Below are 16831 nucleotides of genomic sequence, written 5' to 3'. Positions count from 1 at the left end.
AATTAAAAGACATGAAAAAGATAACCATTTTATATATAACAGGCTTACTTTTAGCAAGTATGACCTCCTGTACCAAGGATTTTGAAGAAATCAACACTAATCCGAATGTAGTTGAAAAACCAAATCCGAATTACATTTTTAGCAAAGCGCAATTAGACGGTTTAAACAATAATTATTTTTTCACCAACATTCTTGAATGTGGCGGAATGTTACAACATTATGCTACTTATAAAGAAGCCTCTGGTGTGGGAGACAAATATTTAAGTAATGAAGTTTACTATTCTGCTTATTTTAATCAGGTTTATCCATTGGCATTAAATGAAACAGAAATTGTAATTAATACTGTAAAAGGCAATTCAAACGATAGTAACAAACTAAATATTGCCAGAATTTGGAAAGCGTATTTATATCACAGAATTACAGATTTGTACGGTGATATTCCGTATTCTGAAGCTGCAAAAGCAAACAGCGAACAAATCTTTCTTCCAAAATACGATTCTCAGGAATTTATTTACAAAGATTTATTAAAAGAGCTTGACGAAGCGGCTACAGCATTAGATGCTTCAAAACCAAGTTTTGGAGGAGCCGATTTTATTTACAATGGCGATGTAGTAAAATGGAAAAAATTCTCGTACTCACTAATGCTTCGCTTAGGATTGCGATTGACTAAAGTTGATCCCGCTTTAGCAAAAACCTGGGTTACCAAAGCTATTGCCGGTGGTGTAATTTTAAATGGAACAGATAATGCCATTATGAAATACACAGATGGCCCAAATGATTTCAACAGAAATCCTGTAGGTTTTGATGCCAGAAGACAAGATTTCACAGCAGGGTCTTTCGGTCAGAAAAATGTTGAAGGAGGAAAATTAGCTAAAACTTTCATCGATTTATTAAAAGCAACTGCAGATCCAAGAATTAGTATTTATTCAGGAGTTTGGCAGGGAACAGTTCAAAACACAACGCTTGCCGTGCAAAAAGGTTTTCCGAACGGAACTAAAACTGCACCAACAGCTACTGAACAAGCCACTTATTCTGAACCTAATCAAAGTACTGTTTTCAAATATGATGCGCCATTAGTACTTATAAGTAATGCAGAAACCAATTTATATCTTGCAGAAGCTGCAGCAAGAGGCTGGTATACTTTAGAAACAGATAAAGATCTATATGAAAAAGGAGTAAAAGCATCTTTCTTAAATATGGGAATTTACGGTGCAGCTTATACAATTACAGATGCAACACCTTATTTAACGGCAAATCCATTTAATACTGCAGGATCATTTGAAGCAAAAATGAATCAGATTCATACTCAAATTTATGTAGCCTTATTTGTAGATGAACAAGAAATTTATGCCAATTGGAGAAGAACGGGTTATCCGGTTTTGGTTCCGATAAACTTTCCAGGAAATGTTACAAATGGCACAATCCCAAGACGACTCAAATATTCAACGAGCGAATATTCTGTAAATTCAACTAACTTAGCAGAAGCAGTTAAGCGTCAGGGAGAAGACACTTTTACAACTAAAATCTGGTGGGATAAATAATAATACAAAGAGATAAATGAGCATTTTAATTCTTACGGCATGCATTGCGTTTTTAATCATTCAGATAGGTTGGCTTAAAATCAATCCGTTTATTGCCTTTATCATAACAGCTTTATTAGCAGGTCTATTTTTAGGCCTGCCAATAAATACTTTGTCACAAACGGTTCAAAAAGGTTTAGGCGAAATGTTAGGATCTGTCACTTTGATTATTGTTTTCGGAACCTGTATTGGTAAACTTACCGTTTCATCAGGAGCCGCCAATGTCATTGCCAAAACTGTTATGGGATGGACAGGCAAAAAATACGTTCGCTTAGGATTAATGATTACCGGATTTATTGTCGGGATACCTTTATTTTATAGTGTTGGATTTATTTTGTTAGTACCTCTAATCTTTTCAGTAGCCCATCAATTTAAACTTTCAAAAGTATATCTGGGAATTCCAATGCTCGCATCGCTTTCAGTAGCACACGGTTTTTTGCCCCCACATCCGTCTCCAATGGCGTTAAGCAGTATTTTGAATGCTGATATTGGACTTGTTTTAATTTATGGAATTATCATCGCCATTCCGACCATTTTTATCGCTGGTTTATTGTTTTCTAATTTACTTAAAAACATTAGGTCCGAATCTGATCATGAAATTCTGAATGTCGAAGAAGTTGTAAATAAAGGCAAGCAACCCAGTTTCGCGCTTAGTTTATTCTCTGCTTTATTTCCGGTTTTCGGATTAACAATAACTTCAATTCTACCTTTACTTTCAGATAATGAAACTCTACTAGACATTTGCAAAACAATTGGCGAACCAAGTATGATTATGTTGATTTCGCTGCTTATTTGTACCTACACTTTAGGCATCAGAATGAACCGAAGCATCCCGTCAGTAATGGATGATTATGCCGTTGCCATAAAAGATATTGCTTTAATTGTTTTGATTATTGGGGGTGCCGGAGCTTTGAAAGAAGTGATGATGATAAGTGGTGTAAACGAAACTATTGTATCGACTTTAACCCAAACAAATATTCATCCTTATTTACTCGCGTGGATTATGGCTGCTATTATTCGTGTCTGTGTGGGTTCTGCAACAGCAGCCGGTCTAATGACTGCCAGCGTTTTACTCCCTTTATTACAAGCTAATAACCTAGACCCAAATCTATTAGTTTTATCCGTTGGCGCCGGAAGCTTAATGTGCTCGCATGTAAATGATCCTGGCTTTTGGATGTTCAAAGAATATTTCAATGTCAGCCTGAAAGATACTTTTAAATCATGGACTGTCATGGAATCCTTAGTATCTGTTTTAGGAATTGTTTTCGTTTTTATTTTAAACTCTATAATACATTAATATCATGAATTTATTACCTCAGGAAAAATTTGAAACCCTTGGCTTATCATTACCGCCAGCACCTCAACCTCTTGGTATATATAAACCTTATTTAGTCGACGGAAAATATCTCTACCTCTCAGGTCACGGACCAGTTCGTGATGACAAATCTTTAATTATTGGAAGAATTGGAGACGATATGGATATCGAAGAAGGAAAATTGGCCGCAAGACAGGTTGGTTTAACAATGCTTTCGACAATTGTGACCAATTTTGGAAGTCTGAACAAAGTGAAAAGAGTTATAAAAGTGCTAGGAATGGTGAATTGCAATGGCGATTTCCTTAGACATCCATACGTTATCAACGGCTGCAGCGAATTGTTCGCTGAAGTGTGGGGACAAGAAAACGGAATCGGTGTTAGAAGCGCCGTAGGAATGGGATCTTTACCCGACAACATTCCTGTGGAAGTAGAAGCCGTTTTCGAATTATTTTAATAAAAAAGTTATGCCACAGATTAAATAATTTTAAAAGATTAAAATTTGTTTGCTATCACCCAACCGATAGCGGATAGGCAAAATAATTACACAAATTTTCAAGAATAAATTGAACGTAATGATTTGTGGAAATTCGGGAAATTCGTGGCGAAAAAAAAATCAATTTAATCTGTGAAATCTGTGGCAAAAAAATAAAAACATGAATATAAATACTCCACAAACAAGAATTGCAACTTTCGGAGAATTATTACTTCGGATGAGTGTTGCAGATGGAAATCGGTTTACGCAGGCCAATGAAATAAAAGTTCATGTAGGCGGTGCCGAAGCCAATGTTTGTGTTCTGCTTTCTCAACTCGGCATTCAGACTGATTATATTACAAGATTACCGCAAAATGATTTGGCACAATTGGCTTTAAACGAATTGCAGAAATACAAAGTAAATACTTCAAAATGTATTTATGGCGGAGAACGTTTGGGTTTATATTTTGTCGAATCCGGAAATCAAATCAGACAATCGCAGGTTATTTACGATCGTAGTAATTCTTCTTTCGCAACTATTCAAAAAGATCAAATTAATTGGGATTTGGCTTTCGCCGATGTGACTCATTTTCATTGGTCCGGAATTAGTCCGGGCGTTTCTAATGAAGCAGGCTTGGTTTGTAAGGAAGCAATTCTTTCGGCACATAAAAAAGGCTTATTCATTTCTTCTGATTTTAATTATCGTTCGAAATTATGGCAATATGGAAAACATCCATCTGAAATTATGCCTGATTTACTTCAATACAGTACGATCACAGTTGCCGATTTAGATGCGATTGAAATTTACTTCGGAATAAAAACTGATAAAAACGAATCCGATGCAAATCGTTTTCAAAAAACATTTGAATTATTAAAAGAGAAAATGCCTTTTCTAAAAACGCTGGCAATGAGTTTTAGAAAATCAGATGGATTAGCCCATTTATACAAAGGTATGCTACTTCACGAAGATCATTTTTATGAAACTAAAGAATACAAAATACATTTTGTCACCGACCAAATTGGATCCGGAGATGCCTTTAACGCAGGATTATTATACGGCCTGTCCAACAAATTATCAGGACAGGAATGCATTGATTGGGCAACAGCCTGCAGTGTTATCAAACAAAGTATACACGGAGATTTTGCCATGAGCAATCCAACAGAAATAAGTCATTTTATTGCAAATGGCGCAAGTAACAGAATCAATAGATAAATTAGAATTAAGAATATGTACAGCATTTTAAAAGCACAAGGCGTACTTCCGTTAGTAACACAAATCAATATCGAAACAGCTAAAATAGTGTTGCAATCGGCGGCTGATGCCGGTATAAAAATTATTGAGTTTGCTGCTCGGGCAGATAATGCAAAAGAAGTTTTTACTCAAATGATCGCTTTTAAAAAAGCAAATAATTTAGATGTTAAAATCGCTGTTGGATCTATTTTAAGCGTTGATGATGCCAAGACCTTTCATAAATTGGGAGCTGATTGTATTGTTTGTCCTCACACCGACTTAGAAATCGGCAATTATTGCCTAAAAAACAATATTTACTGGATTCCCGGCGCCGCTACTTTAAATGAAATCCTTCACGCCAATAAATTAGGTGCTGAAATTGTAAAACTTTTTCCTGCTGATAAAATTGGCGGTCCAGGTTATGTAAAAGCAATAAGAGCTCCGTTTCCAAATTTAAAAATAATGCCAACAGGAGGTGTAACTTTAGAAGAAAGCAATCTAAAATCATGGTTCAAATCCGGCGTTGTTTGTGTTGGAATTGGTTCTAATTTATTTTCGAAAGAAATGCTTTTGAATTTAAATTATGCGCAATCGCTTAAAGCTTTTAAAGATTTAATTGAAGTTGTCGAAAAAACAAAAAATTAATTATGCAAAAAAATTGGTGGAAAATTAATTCCGAAATCAACACAGATACTCCATTTTTAGCCGTTTACGAAGATCGTATTCGCTTTAATCTGGAACGGCTTATTGGCGCCGTAAATGGTGATACTCAAAAATTAAGACCTCACATCAAAACACATAAAATTGGAGAAATTCTTGAGTTGTTCAAAATCTACAATATCAAAAAAGTTAAATGTGCTACCATTGCGGAGGCAGAACTTGCTGCACTTCATGAAATTCCGGATGTGCTTCTCGCCTATCAGCCTGTTGGTTTAAAAAAGGAACGCTGGATCTCGTTGATACAAAAATATCCTGAGACCCATTTTTCAACTATTGTCGATAATTTAGAATCGGCGAAAGCTTTAAATGAAATTGCCGACGAAAATAATCTTAAACTAACTATTTATTTAGATCTAAACACAGGAATGAACAGAACCGGAATTTCGATTTCTGAAAAATGGACAGAACTAATTGAAGATATTATTCAATTAAAGAACATTCATTTCGCCGGAATTCATATTTACGACGGTCATTTAAAAGGAAGCGTTACAGAACGAAACCTCGAAGCTTCAAATTCATTTTCAATTATTGAAAAGGAAATCGAAAAACTACAATCAAAGTTTAATTTTAAGCTAAAAATTGTTGCCGGAGGATCAAATACATTTCCATTTTACGCCACTCAGGAAAATGTTGAATGCAGTCCCGGGACTTTTGTTTTTTGGGATTCAAACTACCAGATTAATTTACCTGAACAAGAATTCAAACCCGCTTTAGTTATTGTCGGAACTATTATTTCAAAACCAACAAATTCAACGGTTTGTATTGATATTGGATACAAATCGGTTTCTTCGGAAAATCCAATCGATAAGAGATTAGTGATTTTAAACGATGAAAATCTAATTCCGATTTCACACTCAGAAGAACATCTGATTCTGGAAAATCGTGGTAAAAACCAATATGCGATTGGTGACACGATTTACGCTCAACCTTACCATGTTTGCCCCACTTGCGCACTTTATGATTCGGTTCAGGTTGTCAATAACGAACATCAAATTTGTGATCAATGGCTAGTCGTTGCACGAAGCAGAAAAATTAATATATAAAAAAATTAAGTCGAAATATATGTTTATAATAGACGCCCATTTAGACCTGAGCATGAATGCGATGGAATGGAACCGAGATTTAAGAAATGACGTTCCCACTTTACGTCATTTAGAAAAAGGAATGACAGATAAACCGGACCGCGAACGCGCGACAGTTTCTTTCCCTGACTTAAGAAAAGGCAATATTGGTATTGTGGTTGCAACTCAAATTGCACGTTTTGTAAAACCGGACAGTATTATTCCCGGTTGGAATTCTCCAGAACAAGCCTGGGCGCAAACACAAGGCCAGCTGACGTGGTACAAAGCTATGGAAGAAGCAGGAGAAATAACAGCCATTACCGATAAAAAATCACTTCAAAAACAAATTGACAATTGGAACGATGGAACGCCAAACGATAAAAAAGCAATTGGTTATATTTTGAGTTTAGAAGGTGCTGATTCTATCATTGATATTTCTTACTTAGAAAAAGCATACAATTACGGATTAAGAGCCATTGGTCCCGCGCATTATGGCCCGGGTCGTTACGCAAACGGAACGGATGCAACCGGAAAAATGAATCAAAATGGTCTTGATTTATTGAAAGAAATGGAGCGTTTGAATATTATTTTGGATGCAACTCATTTATGCGATGATGCTTTTTGGCAGGCTTTAGATTATTATAATGGTCCCGTTTGGGCAAGTCATAATAACTGCAGAAGCCTTGTAGATCACAATCGTCAATACAGCGACGAAATGATTAAAGCTTTAATTTCAAGAGGAGCTGTTATTGGAGGAGCTTTAGATGCCTGGATGTTAGTTCCTGATTGGGAAAGAGGTCTTTCGACTCCACAAGGCACAAGCTGTAATCTTGAAACTGTTTTCAAACACATGGATCACATTTGCCAATTGGCTGGAAATGCAGATCATATCGGAATCGGTTCTGATCTTGACGGCGCGTTCGGAACAGAACAATCTCCATACGATTTAAATACGATTGCCGATTTGCAAAAACTCGTTCTTATCTTTAAAGACAAAGGGTATTCTGATGATGATTTAAATAAAATCTTTCATCAAAACTGGATTAATTTCCTGATAAAAAACTGGGATTAAATAAAAACTAAACTTGGAACTGCCTTCTTGTAGGATTGTAATTTTTCGTCGTTAGGATCAACTTCCGTGACAACGTAATCAACTTCAGATAAGTTGGCAATTTTCATTTTTAGAACCGTGTCCAGTTTTTCAGAAATAGTCAAAATAGCTGTTTTTTCAGAAGCCTGAATCATTGCTTTTTTTACCTGAACGGTTTCCCAATCAGAATCTGAGAATCCACCTTCGATATCTAAAGCATTAGTTCCTAATATTAACAAGTCAACTTTAATATTGGCCAATTGATTATAGACATCACCACTCACGCACATTTGGCTGTAAGAAGAAATACTACCGCCAATCATAATAATTTTAACATTCGGTTTATCCAGAAGTTCAACTGCAGACAAAACAGTAACTGTAAAAATAGTCAGATTTAGATCATTAGGAATTAAGCGAATGAACTCTCTTATTGTAGTTCCGCCGCCAATTAACAAAACCATTCCGTCGTGAAGTAAGCCTAAAGTTTTTTGCGCAATGATTTGTTTTGATTCGCCTGCATAAGTTTGATTTGATGAAGAATGGTGGTACGCTTTAGTCATCGCGCCTCCTTTTACTTTAATCAATAATGATTCTGATTCAAGTTCGTTGATATCGCGTCTAACGGTATCTTCTGAAACAAATAATTTAGCCGAAAGTGTTTCAAAACTTACGCGGGTATGCAGGTTAATTTCTTTTAAAATAAGACTTTTACGTTCTTCCTTGCTATAGTTTACCACTTCATTCTCATTATTCATGCAAATTCAATTTTATTGGAAACAAATGTAAACAATAAATGCAATATTATTGCGAAACAAATTCCAGCACAAAGTAATAAAAAAGTTAATTAACCTATTCCAAAGACCTTTAAACAAAAAATGCCTTTGCAAAAAAAATGCAGTTTAATTTACAAATGATAAATTTGTTTAACAAACCAGAAACTAACCATGCTAAAAAATATATTCCTTCTTTTGATATTTTGCTATTCTGTAGGAAATGCGCAAACATCTTCTGAAAACAGTTCGATAATTCCGGCTCCAAATTCATATAAGGCAAATGGCGATAGTATTACTTTAACCGGGCAGATAAAAATTTCTTTTGAGAAAAATAAATTCAGCACAAAAGAACTTAAAACAGCTCAAATTTTCGAATCTGCTATCAATAAAAATACAGCTTCAAAAAAAAGTAATATTGAAGTATTGTTTATCACTCAAAACCCTTCGGCTACGTTAAAAAAAGAAGCTTATAAAATAAATATTACTGCCAAAAAAATAACCGTGACCGGAAGTGAAGAAGGATTATTTTATGCCGTTCAGAGTTTATTGCAAATGTTGCCAAATAAACCATTTGCAAGAGAAATAAAATTGCCCTTCGTAACCATTGAAGATGCGCCACGATACGCCTACCGCGGTTTACACTTAGATGTTTGCCGGCACTTTTTTACCATTGATGTTATAAAAGATTTTATATCACAAATGTCCAGCTATAAATTAAATAATTTTCATTGGCATTTAACAGACGATCAGGGCTGGAGAATTGAGATAAAAAAATATCCAAAATTAACCGAAGTCGGATCTAAAAGAGCACAGACTTTAGTGGGAAATAAATTCGAAAGATTTCCTTATTTTTTTGACAGAAATCCATACGGAGGTTTTTATACGCAGGAAGAAATTAAGGAGGTTGTAAAATTTGCTGAAGAACATTATGTAAATGTCATTCCCGAAATCGAAATGCCAGGTCATGCAACTGCAGCAGTTACCGCTTATCCAAATTTATCCTGTTTTCCGGATCGTTCTTATAAAGTTGTAGAATATTGGGGTGTTTTTGAAGATATTTTCTGTGCAGGAAAAGAAGAGACTTTTACTTTTTTAGAAGATGTTTTAACAGAAGTTATGGCGTTATTTCCGAGTAAATACATTCATATTGGCGGAGACGAATGCCCAAAAACAAGATGGAAAGAATGTCCGAATTGCCAAAAGAGAATCAAAGATTTGGGATTAAAAGATGAACACGAATTACAAGGTTATTTAACCAAAAGAATAGAAAAATTTCTGAACGCACACGGCAGACAAATATTAGGCTGGGATGAAATGCTTGAAGGCGGATTGGCGCCAAACGCAGCCGTAATGTCCTGGAGAGGTGAATCTGGTGGTATTAGCGCAGCAAAACAAAAGCACCTTGTTATAATGAATCCCGAACAATATCTTTATTTAGATTATAATCAGGGCTATTCTCCACAAGAACCTTTAACCGTTGGAAGACTAGTTACTGTTGAGAAAATATACAATTACAATCCAACTCCTGTTGATAGTCTGACAATTGAAGAACAAAAATATATTTGGGGTGTTCAATCGAATCTTTGGTCAGAATATTTAACGAGTCCGGCCAAACTAAATTATCAACTTTACCCCCGACTATTTGCTTTGGCAGAAATTGCCTGGACAGAACCTCAAAACAAAAACTACAACAATTTTGTTTTGAACCGAATGCCGCATCACATTGAAAAATTAGAATTACAAAAACGATTATATAAAGCTCCAACACCTTTCGGCTCGACCGAAACCGCCTTAATCGCCTCAAAATATCTTTTAGACCTAAAACCAACCATCAAAAATGGAAAGATTTTCTATACCATTGACGGTTATAACCCAGATGAAACTGCAGAACTTTACGAAAAACCGGTAACAATCAATATTCCGAAAGGCGAATACAGAATCATTAAAACGGTTCAAATCAGCGAAAGCGGACGAAAAAGTTCAATCAATAAAATATTGGTTCGAAATCCGGAATTAAAATCGGCCTTAACTATAAAACCAACTAAAAATGGTTTGAAATATGACTATTTTACCGGAACGTTATTTCAACAAGTTCAGGATTTAGAATTAGCAAAACCTGTTAATTCGGGAATTTTTGAAGGCGCCATAAGCAGCGAAAAATGGAAAACGAAAACAGAACGTTATATCGGCTTAAAATTTAATGGGTATATCTATATTCCAGAAACAGCAAATTATACGATTTCAATGCTTTCAGATGATGGATCGAAGCTTTTTATCGACAATGAATTAGTTGTCAATAATGATGGTATTCATTGGCTGAATGAAGCGTATGGAGCTGCAAAACTTGAAAAAGGTTTTCACAAAATAAACATCAGTTATTTTGATCAGATTGGCGGAACTACTCTAAGCTGTTTCATTCAGCAGGAAGGAAAAGAAAAGCAAGAAATAAGCGGTTCGCAGTTGTATTATGAATAGGACATAAAAAAAGCATCCGCTACAACGGATGCTTTTTTATTTAAAACTATTTTTCTTTGGATTAACCTTTTAAACTTGCAGCTAAATATTCACGGTTCATACGTGCGATATTTTCAAGAGAAATTCCTTTTGGACATTCTACTTCACAAGCTCCAGTGTTGGTACAGTTACCAAAACCTTCCAAATCCATTTGGTGAACCATGTTTAATACACGCTCAGTAGCTTCAACTTTACCTTGTGGTAATAATGCAAACTGAGACACTTTTGCACCAACGAACAACATTGCTGATGAGTTTTTACAAGTTGCAACACAAGCTCCACAACCAATACAAGCAGCAGCATCAAATGATTTGTCTGCATCGTCTTTGTTGATTGGAATTGTATTAGCATCAATTGTATTTCCAGATGTATTTACCGAGATAAATCCTCCAGCGTGTTGAATTCTGTCGAAAGAACTTCTGTCAACAACTAAATCTTTAATTACCGGGAAAGCTTTTGCTCTAAATGGCTCGATAAAAATCGTATCACCATCTTTAAACATACGCATGTGCAGCTGACAAGTTGTAACTCCTCTGTCTGGCCCGTGTGCTTCTCCATTGATAAATAAAGAACACATTCCACAGATTCCTTCACGACAATCGTGGTCAAATGCTACTGGCTCTTCTCCTTTGTTGATTAATTGTTCGTTAAGAACATCAAGCATTTCAAGGAAAGACATATCTGGTTCGATTCCGTCGATTGGGTAATCAACAATTCCCCCTTTATCCTGGGCGTTTTTCTGACGCCATATTTTTAATGTAAGTTTCATTTTGTATAAGTTTTAAGTATTAAGAAGTATCTAAACTTTCTTAAATACTATTTATAGCTTCTTTGAACTAATTTAATGTTTTCGTAAACTAGAGGTTCTTTGTGTAATACAGCATCACTTGGTTTTCCTTTGTATTCCCAAGCTGCAACATATGCAAAGTTTTCGTCATCACGAAGTGCTTCTCCTTCTTCTGTTTGGTATTCTTCACGGAAGTGACCTCCACAAGATTCATTACGGTGCAATGCATCTTTTGCGAACAATTCTCCTAACTCTAAGAAATCGGCAACACGAGTCGCTTTCTCTAATTCCTGATTAAATTCGTTAGCGCTTCCAGGAACTTTTACATCTTTATAAAACTCTTCACGTAAAGCAGCAATTTCTTCGATAGCTTCAGTTAAACCTTTAGCATTACGAGCCATACCCACTTTATCCCACATGATTTTTCCTAATTTCTTATGGAAATAATCTACAGAATGAGTTCCTTTATTATTGATAAATCTGTCGATTTGATCTTTTACTTCTTTTTCTGCTGCTACGAATTCTGGTAAATCTGTAGAAATTTCTCCCATTTTAATATCCGGAGCTAAATAATCTCCAATAGTATAAGGAAGAACAAAATATCCATCAGCTAAACCTTGCATCAAAGCAGAAGCCCCAAGTCTGTTTGCTCCGTGATCAGAGAAGTTAGATTCTCCAATTGAGAAACATCCAGGAATTGTAGTCATTAAGTTATAATCAACCCAGGTTCCACCCATTGTATAGTGAACTGCAGGATAAATCATCATTGGTGTTACATAAGGATCTTCGTCAACAATCTTCAAGTACATTTGGAATAAATTTCCGTATTTACTTTTTACGATTGCAGTTCCTAATTTAATAACCAATGCTTTATCATTAGCATCTAAACCTTTTACATAAGCTTCTTCAGTTCCGTAACGCTGAATTGCCGCAGCGAAATCTAAGTAAACAGCTTCTCCCGTTTTGTTAACTCCAAATCCGGCATCACATCTTTCTTTTGCAGCACGAGATGCAACGTCACGAGGTACTAAGTTACCAAAAGCAGGATATCTTCTTTCTAAGAAATAATCTCTTTCGGCTTCAGATAAATCAGTTGCTTTTTTCTTTCCTTCACGAATTGCCTGAGCATCTTCTAATTTTGCAGGAACCCAAATACGACCGTCATTACGTAATGATTCAGACATCAAAGTCAATTTTGACTGGTGATCTCCAGAAACCGGAATACATGTTGGGTGAATTTGTGTGTAACAAGGATTTGCGAAAAACGCTCCTTTTTTATGAATTTTCCAAGCTGCTGTTGCGTTACTTCCCATAGCATTTGTTGACAAGAAAAATACGTTTCCGTATCCTCCAGAACCAACTACTACCGCGTGAGCTGAATGTCTTTCTATTTCTCCGGTAATCAAGTTACGAGCGATAATACCTCTTGCTTTTCCGTTAACGATTACGATGTCAAGCATCTCGTGACGGTTGTACATTTTTACTTTACCACGACCAATCTGACGGTTCATTGCAGAATAAGCTCCTAACAATAATTGTTGCCCAGTTTGTCCCTGTGCGTAAAAAGTACGAGAAACCAAAGTTCCTCCAAAAGAACGGTTATCTAAAAGTCCGCCATATTCACGAGCCAACGGCACCCCTTGAGCCACACATTGGTCAATAATATTTGCAGAAACTTCTGCTAAACGGTGAACGTTTGCTTCACGCGCACGGTAGTCCCCCCCTTTTACAGTATCGTAGAACAATCTGTAAACCGAGTCACCATCACCTTTATAATTTTTTGCTGCATTGATACCCCCTTGTGCTGCAATAGAGTGCGCACGACGAGGTGAATCCTGAAAGCAAAATGCTTTTACGTTATATCCCAGCTCAGCCAAGGTAGCTGCAGCAGAACCTCCAGCTAAACCTGTACCAACGATGATAATATCTAAATTACGTTTGTTAGCAGGGTTTACTAAATTAATATGATCTTTATAATTTGTCCATTTGTCCGATATTGGACCATGTGGAATTTTTGAATCTAATGCCATTATAATTGATATTAATTATTGAAATGATGAAATAATGCGATAATTACGAAAAGTGCTGGTACTACAACTGCAAACCAGTAACCTACTTTACTTAAAAATCTGGAATATTTATTGTGCATCCCCATTGATTGAAGAGAAGATGCGAATCCGTGCCAAAGGTGAAATCCTAAAAGCACAAAAGACACACAGTATAATCCCGTACGAATTGGATCGTGGAATTTGTGCACTAATTCTCCATAATACCTTGTAGCGTCTGGAGCAGTACCTGCAATGTATTTATAACTAACTTCCGGAAACCAAAAATCATAAAAGTGCAATCCTAAGAAAGCCAAGATTACCAATCCAGAAATAATCATATTTCTAGAACTCCATGAAGCATTTGCAGCTCCGTTGTATTTTGCATACGCAATTGGTCTTGCTGCGCTATTTTGAACAGTCAGTACAAATCCCATAATGAAATGGAAAATTACTCCGACGGCCAAAACAGGTTGCATTACATATTGAATTAGCGGATTGTAACCCATAAAGTGAGAAGCTTCGTTAAAAACATTTTCACTAAGAACAGAAATGAAATTTAAGGTAACATGCAGCGCTAAAAACGTGATTAAGAATATTCCCGAAAGTGCCATAGCCACTTTCTTTAAGATGGAAGCATTCAATAGTGCAGATTGTGCCATAAGTGTTTAAGTAGTTTGTTTTAAAAAATTAGACAAAAATAACTCAATTAACAAAGAACTACAACCATTTCGTTGTTATTTATAATCATTTTAAAATAGCCTACGTATTACGTATTTTTACGTATAAAAAATACTTAATATCAAATAATTTTATTATAAAAAACTAAAAACACACACTTTAACCAAATTATTTAACAGCAGCAATGGCGATTGGAGTCTCCTAAAACTTTATCAAATTACTATTTTAATCAAACTTTTAATTTGTTTTCTTCAAAAGTGCCTTCTATTCGAAATTTTGTAGACGAAAAAAATGGTCATTCCATTACATAATTTTACCTTTATCGGCTTCAAAAAAAATGAGAATGAAAACAGGAATTGATGCTATATCTTTTGATGTAGCCAACATACACTTACCCATCAGAACTTTGGCACTTGCCAGAAATATTGAACCAGAAAAATTAGAAAAAGGTCTCGGATTAATTAAAATGACCTTACCAGACGTTCACCAGGATGCTATAGTTTTTGGAGCAAACGCTTTAACCAGACTTATTCTGGAGAACGAAATAAACTTAAACGAAATCAGCCGGATTTATGTGGGCACGGAAAGCGGAATCGATAGTTCAAAACCAATCAGCTCGTATTTAATTAATTTGATGGAACAAAAATTTGGCGAAGATACTCTTGCCGAATGTGATGTTGTCGATTTTACTTTTGCTTGTATTGGCGGTGTTGATGCACTGCAAAACTGTATTGATTTTGTAAAATTGAATCCGACGAAAAAAGCAATTGTGGTTACTACTGATTTTGCGAAATACGATTTAAATTCAACCGGAGAATACACGCAAGGTGCCGGAGCTTTAGCAATGTTGGTAACTTCAAACCCAAGAATTATTGCTTTTGACGAAAATTGGGCAACAAGCACAAAAGGTGTTTTTGACTTTTTCAAACCCTACAGAACACTTTCGAAAGAAGCGATTACGAAAAACGAAAACAATGATCCGTGGTTTGATAATTTAGAAGCTGAAATCGAAATCCATAAAGACCAACCGGTTTTTGATGGTCAGTATTCAAATCAATGTTATATGGATCGTACGCGTAATGCTTACTTCTCCTTCAAGAAATTAAAAAGTACAACCGAAACTTTATACAATACATGGAACAGCATCATCATGCACTTACCTTATTCTTTTCAGGGACGCAGAATGCTTTCTGAAATTTACGCTTTAGATAGTGCAGATAAAATCATTTCAGAAAATATCGAGCCAGCAGATTATCAGAATAAAATTAAGGAAGTTGGAAAATCAGACGACTATAAAAAGTTTGTAACCGAGAAATTACAACCTGCAGAATTGGCTTCTTCTTTAATTGGAAACCTTTATACAGGATCAATTTTCATGGGATTGTTGTCAACTTTAGCTCATTATTACGATACAAAGCAAGAAGTTGCCGGAACTAAATTTGGGTTCCTGGCTTACGGGAGCGGATCGAAATCGAAAGTTTTTGAAGGAACAATTCAACCGGAATGGCAATCGGCTTTAGCCAAAGTCAAACTTTTTGAAAATCTGGAAGAAAGTGTTGAAATTGGTTTTGAAACTTATGAAAGCCTTCACAAAAAACAACAAAAACAAAGCATCAGAACTCCTAAAAACGAATGGGTTTTAGATCGAATTGAGAAAGAGATTCCTAATTTGATTGGGGCTCGTTATTATAAATGGATTGACTAATTAATTCCAATGGAAAAAATCCAAATTCCAATAAAAACAAAACCGAAGCTTAATGTTTCGGTTTTTTTTATGCTTTACTATTAAATTTAACCGCAAAGTACGCTAAGGCTTACGCAAGGTTCGCAAAGCTTTGCGCACTTTGCGGTTAATAAAACATCAATCTTTATTATGCTGTTCCGCATAAGTTTGATTGCCCTTAATAAAATACAAATTAAAACCACAAACTTGGTTCTATCAAAAGCTTATTTCGAAACTAATCCATTTTCTTCTTTTCTAAATAACAACAAACCCAATCCTAAAACAAAAATCACACAACTCAACAACATATAAACTCCATTTTTCAATATAAAAAAAGAGAAACCTATTGCTAACGAAGAAATAAAAACCATCAAGAAACTTATCGTATTTGTTTTGATGAAATTCAACGCATGAAGAGATAGTCCAATAAAAAGCAAAGACGGGCCAACAATCGCAAAAGGATACAAAATTGAAGGTACATTACTAATATGTTGACTTAATTCCTCTCTGGCAAAATCGTCATTACCGAAACCCGTCATGATAAAATCGATTGTACAAAGTCCGATGTGTGCAATAACTCCTAAAGCTGTAACAACTGAAGCAATTGAATTTAATCTGTTCTTAGGAAATACATCGTTAAACGACAACAATAAACAGGCGCCAATTAAATTGAACCAATGTGCAAAATCAATTGGGTCCTGGAAGTCTGGCAATAATTTGGAAAATAGCAAATAACTTGTAACGAAAAATAGCAATCCGAGCGTGCAAAGATGTTTTGTTTTCATAATTTATTTTAAAATTGATGAAACAAAACTAGAATTAAAAACTTCTGTAAACGC

14 protein-coding genes are annotated in these 16831 nt (G+C 35.4%); 9 read left to right on the top strand and 5 right to left on the bottom strand.

Going from position 1 to position 16831, the window contains the following annotated elements:
* The first annotated feature begins 11 nt into the window (after window positions 1-11).
* The 7 genes from AC6CH4_RS18715 to AC6CH4_RS18685 all read left to right on the top strand — a co-directional run bounded on the left by AC6CH4_RS18715 (window position 12) and on the right by AC6CH4_RS18685 (window position 7451).
* Complete coding sequence (locus tag AC6CH4_RS18715) at window positions 12-1541, top strand: SusD/RagB family nutrient-binding outer membrane lipoprotein (RefSeq protein WP_498105640.1); 1530 nt, start codon at window positions 12-14, stop codon at window positions 1539-1541.
* Window positions 1542-1557: 16 nt separating this feature from the next.
* Window positions 1558-2877 carry a GntP family permease gene (locus AC6CH4_RS18710; protein ID WP_498105638.1) on the top strand — a complete coding sequence of 440 codons (1320 nt, stop codon included), beginning with the start codon at window positions 1558-1560 and terminating at the stop codon, window positions 2875-2877.
* A 4-nt stretch (window positions 2878-2881) separates the two neighbouring features.
* Window positions 2882-3349 carry a RidA family protein gene (locus AC6CH4_RS18705; RefSeq protein ID WP_053473321.1) on the top strand — a complete coding sequence of 156 codons (468 nt, stop codon included), beginning with the start codon at window positions 2882-2884 and terminating at the stop codon, window positions 3347-3349.
* Window positions 3350-3548: 199 nt separating this feature from the next.
* Window positions 3549-4580, top strand: a complete 1032-nt coding sequence (locus AC6CH4_RS18700) for a PfkB family carbohydrate kinase (RefSeq protein WP_498105636.1) — start codon at window positions 3549-3551, stop codon at window positions 4578-4580.
* Between the two features lie 15 nt (window positions 4581-4595).
* Window positions 4596-5243: a beta/alpha barrel domain-containing protein gene (locus AC6CH4_RS18695; protein ID WP_498105634.1), complete on the top strand. Its 648-nt coding sequence runs from the start codon at window positions 4596-4598 to the stop codon at window positions 5241-5243.
* A 2-nt stretch (window positions 5244-5245) separates the two neighbouring features.
* Window positions 5246-6361, top strand: a complete 1116-nt coding sequence (locus AC6CH4_RS18690) for a D-TA family PLP-dependent enzyme (protein WP_498105632.1) — start codon at window positions 5246-5248, stop codon at window positions 6359-6361.
* 19 nt (window positions 6362-6380) lie between these two features.
* Complete coding sequence (locus tag AC6CH4_RS18685) at window positions 6381-7451, top strand: dipeptidase (RefSeq protein WP_498105630.1); 1071 nt, start codon at window positions 6381-6383, stop codon at window positions 7449-7451.
* Here AC6CH4_RS18685 and AC6CH4_RS18680 read toward each other — a convergent pair.
* Window positions 7448-8224 carry a DeoR/GlpR family DNA-binding transcription regulator gene (locus AC6CH4_RS18680; protein ID WP_498105628.1) on the bottom strand — a complete coding sequence of 259 codons (777 nt, stop codon included), beginning with the start codon at window positions 8222-8224 and terminating at the stop codon, window positions 7448-7450. The two genes, AC6CH4_RS18685 and AC6CH4_RS18680, sit on opposite strands and share 4 nt — an antisense overlap.
* A gap of 189 nt (window positions 8225-8413) precedes the next feature.
* Here AC6CH4_RS18680 and AC6CH4_RS18675 point away from each other — a divergent pair, with 189 nt between their 5' ends.
* Window positions 8414-10717 (top strand): family 20 glycosylhydrolase, encoded by a 2304-nt coding sequence (locus AC6CH4_RS18675; protein ID WP_498105626.1) that lies wholly within the window; start codon window positions 8414-8416, stop codon window positions 10715-10717.
* A gap of 61 nt (window positions 10718-10778) precedes the next feature.
* On the opposite strand, the gene AC6CH4_RS18670 is transcribed toward AC6CH4_RS18675, so the two are convergent.
* From AC6CH4_RS18670 to AC6CH4_RS18660, 3 genes are read right to left on the bottom strand one after another with little or no spacing between them, the layout of a single operon-like run.
* Window positions 10779-11525: a succinate dehydrogenase/fumarate reductase iron-sulfur subunit gene (locus AC6CH4_RS18670; RefSeq protein WP_498105624.1), complete on the bottom strand. Its 747-nt coding sequence runs from the start codon at window positions 11523-11525 to the stop codon at window positions 10779-10781.
* A gap of 47 nt (window positions 11526-11572) precedes the next feature.
* Complete coding sequence (locus AC6CH4_RS18665; RefSeq protein WP_498105622.1) at window positions 11573-13573, bottom strand: fumarate reductase/succinate dehydrogenase flavoprotein subunit; 2001 nt, start codon at window positions 13571-13573, stop codon at window positions 11573-11575.
* An 11-nt stretch (window positions 13574-13584) separates the two neighbouring features.
* A complete protein-coding gene (locus AC6CH4_RS18660) occupies window positions 13585-14250 on the bottom strand; it encodes a succinate dehydrogenase cytochrome b subunit (protein WP_498105620.1) in 666 nt (221 codons plus the stop codon).
* A 362-nt stretch (window positions 14251-14612) separates the two neighbouring features.
* Between AC6CH4_RS18660 and AC6CH4_RS18655 the strand changes: the two genes are divergently transcribed.
* Window positions 14613-15974 (top strand): hydroxymethylglutaryl-CoA synthase family protein, encoded by a 1362-nt coding sequence (locus AC6CH4_RS18655; protein ID WP_498105618.1) that lies wholly within the window; start codon window positions 14613-14615, stop codon window positions 15972-15974.
* Window positions 15975-16216: 242 nt separating this feature from the next.
* On the opposite strand, the gene AC6CH4_RS18650 is transcribed toward AC6CH4_RS18655, so the two are convergent.
* Window positions 16217-16777, bottom strand: coding sequence for a hypothetical protein (locus tag AC6CH4_RS18650; protein WP_498105616.1), 561 nt, complete (start codon window positions 16775-16777; stop codon window positions 16217-16219).
* Window positions 16778-16831: the final 54 nt, after the last annotated feature.

Source organism: Flavobacterium sp. GQ95 (assembly GCF_059758655.1).
The sequence above is the reverse complement of the archived record's forward strand: the minus strand, read 5'-3'. Positions and strand labels throughout refer to the sequence as shown.

What these genes read in the sequence shown, in the direction of transcription:
- AC6CH4_RS18675 (WP_498105626.1), top strand. Translation starts at nt 8,414, where the DNA reads ATGCTAAAAAATATATTCCTTCTTTTGATATTTTGCTATTCTGTAGGA.
- AC6CH4_RS18685 (WP_498105630.1), top strand. Translation starts at nt 6,381, where the DNA reads ATGTTTATAATAGACGCCCATTTAGACCTGAGCATGAATGCGATGGAA.
- AC6CH4_RS18710 (WP_498105638.1), top strand. Translation starts at nt 1,558, where the DNA reads ATGAGCATTTTAATTCTTACGGCATGCATTGCGTTTTTAATCATTCAG.
- AC6CH4_RS18655 (WP_498105618.1), top strand. Translation starts at nt 14,613, where the DNA reads ATGAAAACAGGAATTGATGCTATATCTTTTGATGTAGCCAACATACAC.
- AC6CH4_RS18665 (WP_498105622.1), bottom strand. Translation starts at nt 13,573, where the DNA reads ATGGCATTAGATTCAAAAATTCCACATGGTCCAATATCGGACAAATGG.
- AC6CH4_RS18670 (WP_498105624.1), bottom strand. Translation starts at nt 11,525, where the DNA reads ATGAAACTTACATTAAAAATATGGCGTCAGAAAAACGCCCAGGATAAA.
- AC6CH4_RS18660 (WP_498105620.1), bottom strand. Translation starts at nt 14,250, where the DNA reads ATGGCACAATCTGCACTATTGAATGCTTCCATCTTAAAGAAAGTGGCT.
- AC6CH4_RS18700 (WP_498105636.1), top strand. Translation starts at nt 3,549, where the DNA reads ATGAATATAAATACTCCACAAACAAGAATTGCAACTTTCGGAGAATTA.
- AC6CH4_RS18695 (WP_498105634.1), top strand. Translation starts at nt 4,596, where the DNA reads ATGTACAGCATTTTAAAAGCACAAGGCGTACTTCCGTTAGTAACACAA.
- AC6CH4_RS18650 (WP_498105616.1), bottom strand. Translation starts at nt 16,777, where the DNA reads ATGAAAACAAAACATCTTTGCACGCTCGGATTGCTATTTTTCGTTACA.
- AC6CH4_RS18715 (WP_498105640.1), top strand. Translation starts at nt 12, where the DNA reads ATGAAAAAGATAACCATTTTATATATAACAGGCTTACTTTTAGCAAGT.
- AC6CH4_RS18705 (WP_053473321.1), top strand. Translation starts at nt 2,882, where the DNA reads ATGAATTTATTACCTCAGGAAAAATTTGAAACCCTTGGCTTATCATTA.
- AC6CH4_RS18680 (WP_498105628.1), bottom strand. Translation starts at nt 8,224, where the DNA reads ATGAATAATGAGAATGAAGTGGTAAACTATAGCAAGGAAGAACGTAAA.
- AC6CH4_RS18690 (WP_498105632.1), top strand. Translation starts at nt 5,246, where the DNA reads ATGCAAAAAAATTGGTGGAAAATTAATTCCGAAATCAACACAGATACT.